Origin of the sequence: Marivivens donghaensis, from assembly GCF_011806565.1 — a bacterium.
GTDB lineage: Bacteria > Pseudomonadota > Alphaproteobacteria > Rhodobacterales > Rhodobacteraceae > Marivivens > Marivivens donghaensis_A.
Genome location: NZ_JAATOP010000009.1, coordinates 77,290 through 89,133 on the forward strand (window position 1 = coordinate 77,290; position 11,844 = coordinate 89,133).

The 11,844-nt window shown below is 62.3% G+C and carries 13 protein-coding genes; 6 read left to right on the forward strand and 7 right to left on the reverse strand.

Features of this window, described 5'->3' with window-relative positions; translation table 11 throughout:
- Positions 1-21 precede the first annotated feature (21 nt).
- The 3 genes from HCZ30_RS13190 to HCZ30_RS13200 are packed head-to-tail and all read left to right on the forward strand — an operon-like array spanning position 22 to position 2,653.
- On the forward strand, positions 22-1,113 hold the full coding sequence (locus HCZ30_RS13190) for a UDP-3-O-(3-hydroxymyristoyl)glucosamine N-acyltransferase (RefSeq protein ID WP_167638769.1): 1,092 nt from the start codon (positions 22-24) through the stop codon (positions 1,111-1,113).
- A 58-nt stretch (positions 1,114-1,171) separates the two neighbouring features.
- Complete coding sequence (locus tag HCZ30_RS13195) at positions 1,172-1,435, forward strand: acyl carrier protein (RefSeq protein ID WP_167638770.1); 264 nt, start codon at positions 1,172-1,174, stop codon at positions 1,433-1,435.
- A gap of 6 nt (positions 1,436-1,441) precedes the next feature.
- A complete protein-coding gene (locus tag HCZ30_RS13200) occupies positions 1,442-2,653 on the forward strand; it encodes a beta-ketoacyl-[acyl-carrier-protein] synthase family protein (protein ID WP_167638771.1) in 1,212 nt (403 codons plus the stop codon).
- A gap of 52 nt (positions 2,654-2,705) precedes the next feature.
- On the opposite strand, the gene HCZ30_RS13205 is transcribed toward HCZ30_RS13200, so the two are convergent.
- The 5 genes from HCZ30_RS13205 to HCZ30_RS13225 form a co-directional block, all read right to left on the reverse strand.
- The gene (locus HCZ30_RS13205) at positions 2,706-3,311 is read right to left on the reverse strand and encodes an invasion associated locus B family protein (protein WP_167638772.1); all 606 of its coding nucleotides are present in this window, start codon (positions 3,309-3,311) and stop codon (positions 2,706-2,708) included.
- Between the two features lie 408 nt (positions 3,312-3,719).
- Positions 3,720-5,021, reverse strand: coding sequence for an HlyC/CorC family transporter (locus HCZ30_RS13210; protein ID WP_167638773.1), 1,302 nt, complete (start codon positions 5,019-5,021; stop codon positions 3,720-3,722).
- Between the two features lie 49 nt (positions 5,022-5,070).
- The gene (locus tag HCZ30_RS13215) at positions 5,071-5,997 is read right to left on the reverse strand and encodes a site-specific tyrosine recombinase XerD (protein ID WP_167638811.1); all 927 of its coding nucleotides are present in this window, start codon (positions 5,995-5,997) and stop codon (positions 5,071-5,073) included.
- 17 nt (positions 5,998-6,014) lie between these two features.
- Positions 6,015-7,547 (reverse strand): hypothetical protein, encoded by a 1,533-nt coding sequence (locus tag HCZ30_RS13220; protein ID WP_167638774.1) that lies wholly within the window; start codon positions 7,545-7,547, stop codon positions 6,015-6,017.
- A 4-nt stretch (positions 7,548-7,551) separates the two neighbouring features.
- On the reverse strand, positions 7,552-7,707 hold the full coding sequence (locus HCZ30_RS13225) for a hypothetical protein (RefSeq protein WP_167638705.1): 156 nt from the start codon (positions 7,705-7,707) through the stop codon (positions 7,552-7,554).
- A gap of 101 nt (positions 7,708-7,808) precedes the next feature.
- Between HCZ30_RS13225 and HCZ30_RS13230 the strand changes: the two genes are divergently transcribed.
- Complete coding sequence (locus tag HCZ30_RS13230) at positions 7,809-8,411, forward strand: shikimate kinase (protein ID WP_167638775.1); 603 nt, start codon at positions 7,809-7,811, stop codon at positions 8,409-8,411.
- A gap of 1 nt (position 8,412) precedes the next feature.
- The gene (aroB, locus tag HCZ30_RS13235) at positions 8,413-9,522 is read left to right on the forward strand and encodes a 3-dehydroquinate synthase (protein ID WP_167638776.1); all 1,110 of its coding nucleotides are present in this window, start codon (positions 8,413-8,415) and stop codon (positions 9,520-9,522) included.
- Positions 9,523-9,702: 180 nt separating this feature from the next.
- On the opposite strand, the gene ssb is transcribed toward aroB, so the two are convergent.
- Positions 9,703-10,209: a single-stranded DNA-binding protein gene (ssb, locus tag HCZ30_RS13240; RefSeq protein WP_167638777.1), complete on the reverse strand. Its 507-nt coding sequence runs from the start codon at positions 10,207-10,209 to the stop codon at positions 9,703-9,705.
- 195 nt (positions 10,210-10,404) lie between these two features.
- Between ssb and HCZ30_RS13245 the strand changes: the two genes are divergently transcribed.
- Complete coding sequence (locus HCZ30_RS13245) at positions 10,405-10,983, forward strand: lytic transglycosylase domain-containing protein (protein WP_167638778.1); 579 nt, start codon at positions 10,405-10,407, stop codon at positions 10,981-10,983.
- On the opposite strand, the gene HCZ30_RS13250 is transcribed toward HCZ30_RS13245, so the two are convergent.
- Complete coding sequence (locus HCZ30_RS13250) at positions 10,980-11,801, reverse strand: helix-turn-helix domain-containing protein (RefSeq protein ID WP_167638779.1); 822 nt, start codon at positions 11,799-11,801, stop codon at positions 10,980-10,982. The two genes, HCZ30_RS13245 and HCZ30_RS13250, sit on opposite strands and share 4 nt — an antisense overlap.
- Between the last annotated feature and the right edge of the window lie 43 nt (positions 11,802-11,844).

An 11,844-nucleotide genomic window follows, 5' to 3' on the forward strand; every position in this document is an offset into this window, starting at 1 on the left:
CCTCCTGAAACGGAGGATGTCATGGCACACTCGATCGCTGAGATTGCAAAGGCTCTGAACGCTGAGGCGTTCGGGGCAACAGACATCATTGTAGACGGCGCGTCGGAGCCTGCTTCGGCTGGTCCGCGCGATCTGGCGCTGGCGATGTCGCCCGCTTACGGCGAGAAACTGGCCGAAGGGCAGGCCCGCGCTGCGGTCGTCTGGCCGGGAGCCGACTGGGAAGCGCTAGGGCTGGAGGCTGCGATCATCGCGCCCCGTGCCCGCCTCGCCATGGCTCGCCTCACACAAATGCTCGACACGCCTTGGGATATCGAGGACGGCATCCACGCCACCGCAATCACTGACGGCGCCCAGATCGGCGAGGGCGTCGCCATTGGTCCTTATAGTATAGTCGGAAAAGGCGCGAAGATCGGCGCAGGCTCGCGGATTGCGGCTCATGTGGTCATTGCACCGGGCGCTGTGATTGGCGAAGGGTCGGTGATCCTCGACGGGGCCAAGATCATGCGCCGCGTCAGCATCGGTGCGCGCGCTGTTATCCATCCGAACGCCGTGATCGGCAGCGACGGGTTTTCGTGGGTGTCCGCCGATGTGTCGAACGTCGAACGCGCCCGCGCCACCATGGGTGAGGCCGAGGCGAACATTCCCGACGATCCAAGCTGGCACCGTATCCACTCCCTCGGAGGTGTGGAGATCGGTGACGACTGCGAAATCGGCGTCGGCAGCACCATCGACGCAGGCACCATTCGCGCGACGAAAATCGGCAACGGCTGTAAGATCGACAACGGCTGCCACCTTGGCCACAACGTCACGATGGGCGACCACTGCCTGATGGCTGGCCATGCGGCTGTCGCGGGTTCCACGGTGATCGGGGACCGCGTTGTGCTTGGCGGGCAGACGGGCGTCGGTGACAATCTGAAAATCGGTGACGATGTCGTTACGTCGGCGGGGACGATCGTCCTTGCCAATGTACCATCGGGTCGTGTGATGATGGGCTACCCTGCGACGACGATGACGCAGCAGGTCGATATGTATAAGGCACTCCGCCGCCTACCACGTTTTTTGCGCGACAAGGTCGGATCGTCAAAATCTGGTTTCAATAGTAAGCCAGAATGACTAGATCATCAGCGCGGCCTATCGGGCGCGCGCTGTAATGGGATACGGGGACTACAGCATGACGAACGACGTTCGTGAAAAAACCATCGCTATCATTGCCGAGCAGGCCGTTCTGGAGCCGTCGGACGTGAAGATGGAAAACACTCTCGAAGATCTGGGCATCGACAGCCTTGGTCTGGTGGAAAGCATTTTCGCGATCGAAGAAGCGTTCGACATTACTGTCCCGTTCAACGCCAACGAGCCCGAGAAGAGCGAATTCGACATTTCGACCGTTGCGTCGATCGTTGCTGCCGTCGAGCAGCTGGTGACGGAAAAGGTCTGAGCCGCAATGCACCGCGTCGTCATTACCGGAGCCGGCACGATCAACGCGCTCGGCCAAGATGTCTCTTCCACGTTAGAGGCCATGCGCGAAGGGCGCTGCGGTATCGGTCCGCTCGACATCCGTGATGTCGACCGTCTGGCCGTGCAGATCGGCGCGCAGGTCAAAAACTACGACGAGCAGGCGCATTTCAACCGCCAGCAAATCGCGCTGTTCGACCGCTTCACCCAGTTTACGCTGCTCGCCGCGCGCGAAGCGATGGCCCAATCTGGCATCGTGTTCCAAGGCGAGCTGGCCGACCGCTCTGGCGTGATCCTCGGCACCTCGGGCGGTGGTCTGTCCACGCAGGACGAAAATTACCGCGCCGTTTACGAGGAAGGGAAGAACCGCGTTCACCCCTTTATCGTGCCCAAACTGATGAACAACGCCGCGACCAGCCATGTGTCGATGGAGTTCAACCTCCGCGGCCCATCGTTCACCGTCGCGACCGCTTGCGCGTCGTCGAACCATGCTATGGGCATGGCGTTCCAGATGATCCGTTCGGGCATGGCGCAGGCCATGCTGACGGGCGGTTCGGAATCGATGCTGGTGTTCGGCGGCGTGAAAGCGTGGGAAGGTCTGCGCGTCATGTCCAAGGACGCCTGCCGTCCGTTCAGCGCCACCCGCAACGGCATGGTGCAGGGCGAAGGCGCGGGCGTTTTTGTGTTCGAGGAATACGAGCACGCCAAGAAGCGCGGCGCAGTCATCCTTGCCGAGGTCGTCGGCTTTGCCATGTCCTCGGACGCGTCCGATATCGTGATGCCGTCGAAGCAGGGCGCGGCCCGTGCGATTTCCGGCGCACTGAAGGATGGCAAGATCAACGCCTCCGAGGTTGGCTACATCAACGCCCACGGCACCGGCACGGCGGCGAACGACAAAACGGAATCGGCAGCTGTCGCGGATGCGTTCGGCAGCCACGCGGACAAGCTGATGATTTCGTCGACGAAATCCATGCACGGCCACCTGATCGGCGGCACGGGCGCGGTGGAATTGCTGGCCTGCGTTATGGCGCTGCGTGACGGCGTGATCGCTCCGACCATCGGCTATGAGGAGCCCGACCCCGAATGTGCGCTCGACGTGGTGCCGAACGAGGCGCGGGAGGCGAATGTCGACACGGTGCTGTCCAACGCCTTTGCCTTCGGGGGGCTCAACGCGGTCCTCGCGCTCCGCAAAGCCAGCTAACAAAAAACGCCGCCCGAAGGGGCGGCGTTTTCGTTTTCAGATATGGCGCGGATTAGCGCGGTGCGGTCGCCTGTTCGAAGCCGGCGGTGAAGCCGGTCAGCGACATGTCGAGCAGCACTTCATCACCTTCCGAAGCGCCGGCAGGCACGAGGCGCACGGTGCCCTTGTTGCCGCGCTTGAGGCTGTTGAGTTCTTCCGCACGCAGACCGATGCGCGAGACGCAGCCAGCTTGGTTGCAGAATTCGAACGGGTAACGCTGCGGCTGGCCGCCATCGACCGTCAGGGTCACGCCTTCGGGGATCAGGGTCATCAGCGGAACGACGATCACGGCGCCAGCGACGACTTCGTTGCCTTCGGGCAGCGGGAACATCTTCACTTCGGAAACGGCGTTGTCGTCACCGTCTGTCAGAAGCTGGTAGATCTGGCAGTCGTCGGTGTTGCCTTCTTCCGCCTTCATGCAGCGGACTTCCCAGTCGCCCGAGGTTTCCTTGATATAGACCTGACCCGGCTGCGGGACGGTCGGCTCTGCGGTCGCTTCGCTGTTCGTCTCTGCGGTCGCGGCGGCATCGTCGGTGGCGGGCTCGGCGTCCTGAGCAAAGGCGGCGCCACCCATGGCGATCAGGGCGATCGTTGCGAGCGGTTTAAGCGTGTTGATCATCATAAATCCTAAATTATTCGTCGATGCGAAAGCTATCATAGGATGGAGATAGTGCCAGTAGGGTTTGCTGACAATTGCAGGCGATCACGGAGTGATGAAAATACTTGAACTTCGGTTCGTAAAGCCGTGATCCCAAAGTAAAAAGAAGCCGCAACGCAGCTCCTTTTCACATCTCTCCCTGTCGGACTTGGCCGACTATTTGTGCAGACGCTACGCAATGCAGCACGTACCGTCAACAGGCAAAATGCAGTATTTTCGCTGTACAGAAAAAAGCCGCGCCAAGAGAGGCGCGGCAAGTCCTTCAGGGAGAAATTTACTACAAAGCTGACCGCTCTGGAGTAACTTCGTTATACCGTAAAATCGTAAAAGTTGTATTGCGCAAAGGTACAATACCGCCGCGCGAAAGTATTAGCCGAGCGGACGTATTTTCACAGTTGCAACGCGGTTGCGTTCCTTCTCCAGAACCTCGAAGCGGAAGCCGTGGAAGCTGAACACCTGACCGCGCAGGGGGATCAGTTGGGCTTCGTGGATCACAAGGCCCGCAACGGTGTTCGCCTCGTCATCGGGCAGGTTCCAGTCGCGCGCGCGGTTGAGGTCGCGGATGGTCATCGCGCCGTCCACGATCACCGCGCCGTCTTCGGTTTCGGTGATCTGGTCGTTGTCTTCTTCGTCGAATTCGTCGGCAATCTCGCCCACGATTTCCTCAAGGATGTCTTCGAGCGTAATCAGACCTTCAAGCCCGCCGTATTCGTCCACCACCAGCGCAAAGTGCGATTTGCGCTTCAGGAACTGGCGCATCTGGTCGTCGAGCGTGGTGGTTTCAGGGATGAAGTAGGGCTCCATCGCCACGTCGAGGATGTTGAAATTCGCCATCTCCTCGGGCTCGATGCGTCCGTCGGCCATCATCCGGTTGAGGGCGCGCAGCAGGTCTTTGGCGTGGAGGACGCCGACGACGTTTTCCATCTCGCCGCGATAGAGCGGCAGACGGGTGTGCGGGCTTTCCAGAACGCGGTCGAGGATTTCGGTAACGGGCAGGTCGGCGTCCAGCATTTCGATGTTGGAGCGGTGGGTCATCACCTCTTCGACAAAGCGGTCAGACAGGTCGAGCGCGCCGAGGATGCGGTCGCGATCTTCCTTTTCCACCACGCCTTCGGAGTGACCGAGGTTCAGCGCGCCCGCGATTTCTTCGCGCACGGCAAGGATGTGACTGTTGGGGTCGGTATCGACGCCGAAAACGCGCAGCACGAGGCGCACCAGCAGCCGGACGGCGGACACGATGGGCGAAAAGACCAGAATGACGACCTTGATCGGCGCGGCAACGCGGCTCGCCACGGTTTCAGCATTGGTGATCGCGTAGGTCTTGGGCAGCACCTCGGCAAAGATCAGGACGAGCAGCGTCATCGCCAGCGTCGCCACCGCCACACCGTTCTGGCCGAAGACCTTGGTCAGCAGGGCGGTCGCCAGCGAGGTCGCGAGGATGTTGACCACGTTGTTGCCGAGCAGGATCGAGCCGATCAGGCGTTCGCTGTCTTCGGTCACCTCCAACGCGTTTTCGGCGGGGCGGGAGCCTTTGTCGGCGGCAGCGCGCAGCTTGCCGCGGCTGGCAGCCGTCAGCGCGGGTTCGGAGCCCGAGAAGAACGCCGAAAGCACCAGCAGCACGAGGATGCCGGCGGAAGTGAACCAGAATGCAGTGTCGAGAGCCGTAGTCATATGATTTTCCGAGTTTCTCTCTCGGTTATGGGGCGCGGACGCCCCTGTTTCAAGTTGTCTTGCCGCTCTTTCGCGCCAACGGGTGATGTTCGAGCACCAGTGATTTCAGGCGCTCGTCGACCACGTGGGTGTAGATTTCCGTGGTCGCGAGGTCCGCGTGGCCCAGCATGGTCTGGATGACGCGCAGGTCCGCGCCGCCTTCGAGCAGGTGCGTGGCAAAGGCGTGGCGCAGCGTGTGGGGCGTGACCGAGGCGGGCGAAATGCCGGACGCCACGGCGAGTTCCTTGATCAGCATGAAGAACCGGTGCCGCGTGAGGTGGCCGTCTTTTCCGCGCGAGGGGAACAGGAATTTCGACGCAAGCTGGCCTTTGCGGCGGGCGAGTTCCTCGGCGTTGTCGCGTTCGATCAGCCAGTCGGTAATGGCGGCACGGGCAGGGTCCGACAGTGGCACCATGCGTTCCTTGCCACCTTTGCCGCGCACCAGCACCATCTGCGGATCACCCCTGACGGCGGCGACGGGCAGGCTGACCAGTTCGGTCACACGCATCCCCGTGGCGTAGAGCAGTTCCATCAGGCATGTGTTCCGCGCCACCTCGCGCCCGTGGGTGCGCGCGGCGTGGAGCAGTTTGTCCACGTCATCGACGGACAGCGTTTTGGGGAGTTTCTTCGTCTTCCCCGGACCGCGGATCTGGATGGCGGGGTTATCTTCGCGCCAGCCTTCCTCGAACGCGAAACGGTAGAGCTGTTTGATGGCCGACAAGCGGCGGGCGCGGGTGGATTGGGCCAGCCCTTCGGCCTCGCAGGCGATCAGGTAGTCTTCGACCTGATCCTGCATGAGGGTGGCGAAATGGTGGTTTCGCCGCTCCAGCCAGCCCGCGAAATCCTTGAGGTCGCGCGCGTAGGCCAGTTGCGTATTGGTTGCCGCGTCAAGCTCGGCGGCCTGTGCCTCAAGGAATGCCTGCACCCAATGAAGCATAGGCTGCTCGGCTGGTGTCACGACGGACGCTCCAGCAGCAGATATTCGAGGGCGGCGCGGCGGGCGACGTCCTCAAGCCCGACAGCACGGAAGGTAGCCAGCGCCTCGGTGATGCCGACGGGATCGCCTGTCATGCCTTCACCGAAGGTCGCAATGGCGCGAAGCAATGCCTCGCCTAGTTTGCGCTCGCCCAGCAGGGTCGAAGTGATGTCGGGGACGGGGGTGCCTTGGAAGGCGTTATAAATCGTGCGCTGCTTGTCGGACTGCGGCTCGACTTCGCTGACGTCACCGCGCGCGACAGCGATATAGAACGCCTCATCCACGTCGGTCGGCACGTAAGTCTGCGCGGCTTCTTCGTATTCGGGCGAGAGCATCGCGATGCGGAAGGCGAGTTTCTTGGCCACTCCCGTCAGCGGCAGACGCGCCAAATCGGCGGCAAACAGACGGGCGAACGGTGCCTCGGCGCGGGCTTCTTCCATCGCGGCCCAAGCGGCGGGCAGGGTGGAGGACACGGCGCTCGGGTCGCCTGCGTTGATGGCGGTGCTGAACTGCTGGAACGCTTCGGCGCGGTCCCAGACACCGCCCGATGCGGCGGGGCTGCGTTCCTCATAGAGTGCGCGCAGGACGTTGGAATTGATCGCATCGGCGCGGGCCAGACGCTCGGCGGCTTCCAGACGGGTGCGCCAGCTCATGATGTCGCGCAGGTCGGCGTAGGCGAAGGCGCGGGGCAGAGAGGTCGTCGCAATCGGCTCGCCAATGGCTTCGAACATGCGGAAGACCAGCGGGCTGAGGCGCTCGGGCTGCTCCAGCGGGGCAGAAATATCGTCGAGGTGCGCGTCAAGGAACCGCTCGACCAGCAGCTCCAGATCGGCAGGCATGTCGCCCAGTGCGCGGGCAGTGTTGAACACCAGCACAGCATCATCCCAATCGCCGCCCCTCGCGAGGCAGAAAATCTGCGCCGCCTCGGTGGGCGAAAGGTCGGGCACGTCGTTGAGCATCGCACAGGTCGCCTCTTCGGTGCCAGTGAGCAGCGAGATATCGAACCAGCGACGGAAAATTTCGGGCCGCTTGAGGTCGGCTGCCTCGACAAGCGCCTGCGCCTGTTCGAGCTGTCCGAGGTCCAGCAGTTTGTCGAGGCGCGCAAGGAACAACTCGCCATCGGAGCCCGCATCGTGAGGGGCCACGGCTTCGGCAAGAAGTAGCGTAACGAGTAGATCCTGAACCGCAGGCAGCATCGACGTGCGCTCTGCGTTCACCAGATTGACCAGCGTCGATTCGTCCGACTGCTGCCAGAGGTTCATCGGCAGACCGGTGATTTGCGCCGAAAGTATGCCGACAGTATCCGGCGACGCGCTATCGAGCGGCGTGACGGTCACGTCCTCGTCCACAGCGCCCTCCATGCCGTTCGGCACCGCCTGTCCCAGCGGTTGTTCGGTCGTGGGATCAACGCTGCGCGACAGCCAGTCGATGGCCGAAAGCGGCTCTTCCGACTGGGCGCTCGCGGTGCTGGCGATCAACGCCAGTAGGGATATCGTACCGGCAAACCGCATGTGATTACTCGACGTCCAATTCAATAGGCTGGGTGACGGTCTGCGTCGGCGCATCAAAGTCCGACGGGAAAATCAGCGGTCCGACATAAGCGTAAATCACCAGACCGATGCCTGCCAAAATCAGCAGAACCAGTAGAAGCTTGATCAGTTTCCACAACATTCCCGAACCTTTCTTGCCTTCTTCGCCTCGACGGGCTTTGCACCCTTGGCGGTCTTTATATATTCCCTTGAACACAAGATCACGTCAGTTTGGATAACAAAATGGGCCCTCGGGTGCAGGAGAGCGATCACGACACCGACAACTCGGTCGCGAAAGCTGAAAAATACCGTCTGCATCGCACGGTCGTTCTTGTCGGGATGATGGGGTCGGGCAAAAGCGCCATCGGCAAGGCGCTCGCCGCAAAACTGGGCGTCCCCTTCGTCGATTCGGATCACGAGATCGAAGTCGCCGCCAACGCTACCATCGCAGAGATCTTCACCCGCGACGGTGAGGAGTTCTTTCGCCGCCGCGAAAGCGAGGTGATCGAGCGCCTTCTGTCCGGTCCGCCCTGCATCCTGTCCACGGGCGGCGGTGCCTTCATGGCCGAACGGAACCGCACTGCGATCACCGAAAAAGGTGTGTCGGTCTGGCTGAAGGCGACGCTTGATACGCTCTGGGACCGCGTCCGGCACAAGGACACCCGTCCGCTGCTCCGCACCCCGAACCCGCGCAAGACGCTCTCGGAACTGATGACGAAACGCGATCCGATCTACGCGCTGGCGAACCTCAGCGCGCAAACCAAGAAGGGCAACAGCATCGAGGCGACCACGAACAACGTGATCCGCTCTCTGCTGTCCCGCCCCGATGTCCTGGAGAAAGAATAAAATGCAGCAAACCGTGCACGTCGACCTTCCGGGCCGCGAATATGATGTTGTGATCGGACCGGGTCTTCTGGAGGAAAGTGGCGCGCGCATCCTGCCGCTGCTGCGCAAGCCCTCCGTGGCGATCATCACCGATGAAACCGTCGCGGGCCTGCACCTGAAAACGCTCGAAGCCTCGCTGGACAAGGCGGGCATCTCCCACACCGCGCTGGCGCTGCCGGCAGGCGAAAGCACGAAGGGGTGGGAGCAGTTCTCCCGCGCCGTCGAATGGCTACTGTCCGAAAAGGTCGAGCGCACCGGCATCGTCATCGCCTTTGGCGGCGGAGTGATCGGTGACCTCGTCGGCTTCGCGGCAGCTGTCGTGCGCCGCGGCGTGCGGTTCGTGCAGATCCCGACATCGCTGCTCGCGCAGGTTGATAGCTCGGTTGGGGGCAAAACGGGTATCAACGCGCCCCAAGGCAAGAACCTCATCGGCGCTTTCCACCAGCCCAGCCTCGTTCTGGCCGACACCGCGATCCTTTCGACATTGCCCGAGCGCGACTTCCTCGCAGGTTACGGCGAAGTCGTGAAGTATGGCCTGCTCGGCGATGCGGAGTTCTTCGACTGGCTGGAGAAAAATGGCCCCGCGCTGCGCGACGGCGACATGGAAGCCCGCGTCCACGCGGTGACCCGCTCAGTGCAAATGAAAGCCGAGATCGTCATGCGCGACGAGACCGAGCAGGGTGACCGCGCGCTCCTCAACCTCGGCCACACGTTCTGCCACGCGCTGGAAAACGCGACGGGCTACTCCAGCCGCCTCCTGCACGGTGAAGGCGTATCGATCGGCTGCGCGCTGGCCTTCGAACTCTCGGCCCGCCTTGGTCTGTGTAGTCAAGAAGACCCCAGCCGCGTCCGTGCCCACCTCAAAGACATGGGCATGAAAACCGACGTCACCGATATTGACGGCGAATTGCCGGATGCGGAAACGCTCTTGGGTCTCATGGGACAGGACAAGAAAGTCCTCGACGGCAAGCTACGCTTCATCCTCGCGCGCGGCATCGGCGAAAGCTTCGTCACATCCGATGTGCCGCGTGATGCGGTGCTCGACGTTCTGACCGATGCGCTGAACGGATAAGACAGCGGAGGGGCGCTGCCCCTCTGGCCTTCGGCCATTCACCCCGGGATATTTCGGGCACAAAGGCAGAGCGGCCGGCGTTTCATTCTGACGAAAATACCTCGGGGGGAAGCCCGAAGGGCGTGGGGGCAGAGCCCCCTTGGACAAATGAAAACCCCGCCGGATGGCGGGGCTTTTTGTTTAGAACGGAATTTCGTCGTCCATGCCGCCGGAGTTGCCGCCGCCGGACGGGCCGCTGTCGTAGCCGCCGCCGTAACCGCCGCCCGACGAGGACGGGCCGTTGTCGTAACCGCCGCCGTAGCCACCGCCACCGCCGCCGCCCTGACCGCCGTCACCGCGGCCGCCGAGCAGGGTGAGGTTGCCGGTGAAGGGGCGCAGAACGACTTCGGTCGAATAGCGGTCCTGACCCGACTGGTCCTGCCATTTGCGCGTTTCCAGCTGGCCTTCGACGTAGACGGTCGAGCCCTTGCGCAGGTATTGCTCCGCGATGCGGCCCAGCGCTTCGTTGAAGATGGCGACTGAGTGCCATTCGGTGCGCTCGCGGCGCTCACCGGTGTTACGGTCTTTCCAGTTTTCCGAGGTGGCGATGCGCAGGTTGACGACTTTGCCACCGTTATTGAAGTTGCGGACTTCCGGGTCGCGACCCAGATTTCCGATCAGGATGACTTTGTTGACTGAACCGGCCATGCCGCGTCTCCCTCGAATCTCGTTTCTTTTGTTCGGGACGTTACATCATTCCCCGCGCTGTGAGGAAAGGGCAAAGTCCTTCACGTATGGTAAATAGCCATCGGGCAGAGAATTGCCGATCACGGAGCTGTGCGGTTTTCCTGATGGAACCTTTGTCCTAGTCTTTGGCCAAAGAAACGGGACAGGTGCGGAACGATGCGGGTTTGGGCGATTGCTGCGGTATGCAGCGCGATTGCTGGCGGTGCGCTGGCGGACAGCGTGTCGTCGTCGGGCCGCATGGCTCTGTTCCAGAGTCAGTTGTCGGTTCTCGATGGTCGCGCTTCCGAGCAGTATTCCACCTCCAGCCGCCTGATGCCGACCAGCCCGCCTGCGCCGATTGCCGTCTCGGCTCCGGCCTACAACGGCGGTTATAGCGGCGAGTATCTGACGATGGCCCGTGCCGCTGCCAGCAAATACAACGTGCCTGCGGATCTGTTCCTGCGCCTCGTGCAGCAGGAAAGCGGCTGGAACTCTGCCGCCAAGAGCAGCAAGGGCGCTATTGGCTTGGCGCAGCTCATGCCTGCGACCGCCACGTTCCTTGGCGTCGATCCGCATAACCCGCGTCAGAACCTCGAAGGCGGCGCGCGTTATCTGCGGATGCAGTACGACCGCTTTGGCGACTGGCGTCTGGCGCTGGCCGCCTACAACGCGGGCCCCGAGGCCGTCGACCGTTACGGTGATGTACCGCCGTACCGCGAGACCACGCATTACGTTGCGGTGATCTGGGGCAGTTAATGCGCCTTGCGGAAGGCTGACGGGGTCATGCCCGTTTCGTGCTGAAAGCTGCGGGTAAAGTAGGCCGCAGACGAGAAGCCCAAGTCCGAAGCGATTGTTTTTACCGGCGATTTCGTGGTGCGCAGGCGTTCGCGTGCTTCGAACAGGATGCGGTCGTTGATGATCGCGAGCGCCGATTTTCCGCAGGTCTGATTGCAGCAGCGCGTGAGGTGTGTCGGGGTGACGCCCAGTTCGCGGGCGTAGGCGGTGACGCCTTTTCCGGTCGAGAAACCACGCTCCACGAGGTCGGTGAAAGCCGCCACAAGACGCGCGGCGGAGCTGGTTGTGCGGCCCGTGGTATCGACGGGCGGGTTGTCTTCAAGCTGGCGCTGGAAGAACACCGACATGATGCCGAGCATGTGGTGCGCGGCGCGTTCGTGGCCTGCACGACCGGACTTCATTTCGCGTTCCAGACTGTCGAGGATGCTGACGAATTCCTTCTGGATCAGAACGTCGCGCATCCGCAGGTGGACAGGCTCGTCGGGCCATTCGTGGGCGAGGGCGCGGGGGATCGTGATGACATAGCCGAAGACAGTGGTGCCGGCCTCGTAGCCGAAGAGCGTATTGGCGGGGATGTAGATCAGGTTGTTCGCGCCGTAACCGCTGGTCAGGCCCGACACGGTGATGCGGCCCTGGCCCTTGGTGAAGAAGATGAGCCGCGGGGAGCTGTAGCTGCGCATCGCCTCGGTCCGCCACTTGCTGGCGGCGTTCTGCGGAACGATATGGACCAGCGAGAGGCTGTTCTGTGCTGGTTGTGCAAGGGTCTTCGGCGGGGTCATCGTCGGCTCCGATGTTCGGTTTGTGCAACCTTGTCCGAAGCGA

Excerpts from the sequence above, each read along its gene's own strand:
- HCZ30_RS13205 (WP_167638772.1), bottom strand. The coding sequence starts at position 3,311 with ATGATCAACACGCTTAAACCGCTCGCAACGATCGCCCTGATCGCCATG.
- HCZ30_RS13215 (WP_167638811.1), bottom strand. The coding sequence starts at position 5,997 with ATGCTTCATTGGGTGCAGGCATTCCTTGAGGCACAGGCCGCCGAGCTT.
- HCZ30_RS13250 (WP_167638779.1), bottom strand. The coding sequence starts at position 11,801 with ATGACCCCGCCGAAGACCCTTGCACAACCAGCACAGAACAGCCTCTCG.
- HCZ30_RS13195 (WP_167638770.1), top strand. The coding sequence starts at position 1,172 with ATGACGAACGACGTTCGTGAAAAAACCATCGCTATCATTGCCGAGCAG.
- aroB (WP_167638776.1), top strand. The coding sequence starts at position 8,413 with ATGCAGCAAACCGTGCACGTCGACCTTCCGGGCCGCGAATATGATGTT.
- HCZ30_RS13190 (WP_167638769.1), top strand. The coding sequence starts at position 22 with ATGGCACACTCGATCGCTGAGATTGCAAAGGCTCTGAACGCTGAGGCG.
- HCZ30_RS13225 (WP_167638705.1), bottom strand. The coding sequence starts at position 7,707 with ATGTTGTGGAAACTGATCAAGCTTCTACTGGTTCTGCTGATTTTGGCA.
- HCZ30_RS13200 (WP_167638771.1), top strand. The coding sequence starts at position 1,442 with ATGCACCGCGTCGTCATTACCGGAGCCGGCACGATCAACGCGCTCGGC.
- HCZ30_RS13220 (WP_167638774.1), bottom strand. The coding sequence starts at position 7,547 with ATGCGGTTTGCCGGTACGATATCCCTACTGGCGTTGATCGCCAGCACC.
- HCZ30_RS13245 (WP_167638778.1), top strand. The coding sequence starts at position 10,405 with ATGCGGGTTTGGGCGATTGCTGCGGTATGCAGCGCGATTGCTGGCGGT.
- HCZ30_RS13210 (WP_167638773.1), bottom strand. The coding sequence starts at position 5,021 with ATGACTACGGCTCTCGACACTGCATTCTGGTTCACTTCCGCCGGCATC.
- ssb (WP_167638777.1), bottom strand. The coding sequence starts at position 10,209 with ATGGCCGGTTCAGTCAACAAAGTCATCCTGATCGGAAATCTGGGTCGC.
- HCZ30_RS13230 (WP_167638775.1), top strand. The coding sequence starts at position 7,809 with ATGGGCCCTCGGGTGCAGGAGAGCGATCACGACACCGACAACTCGGTC.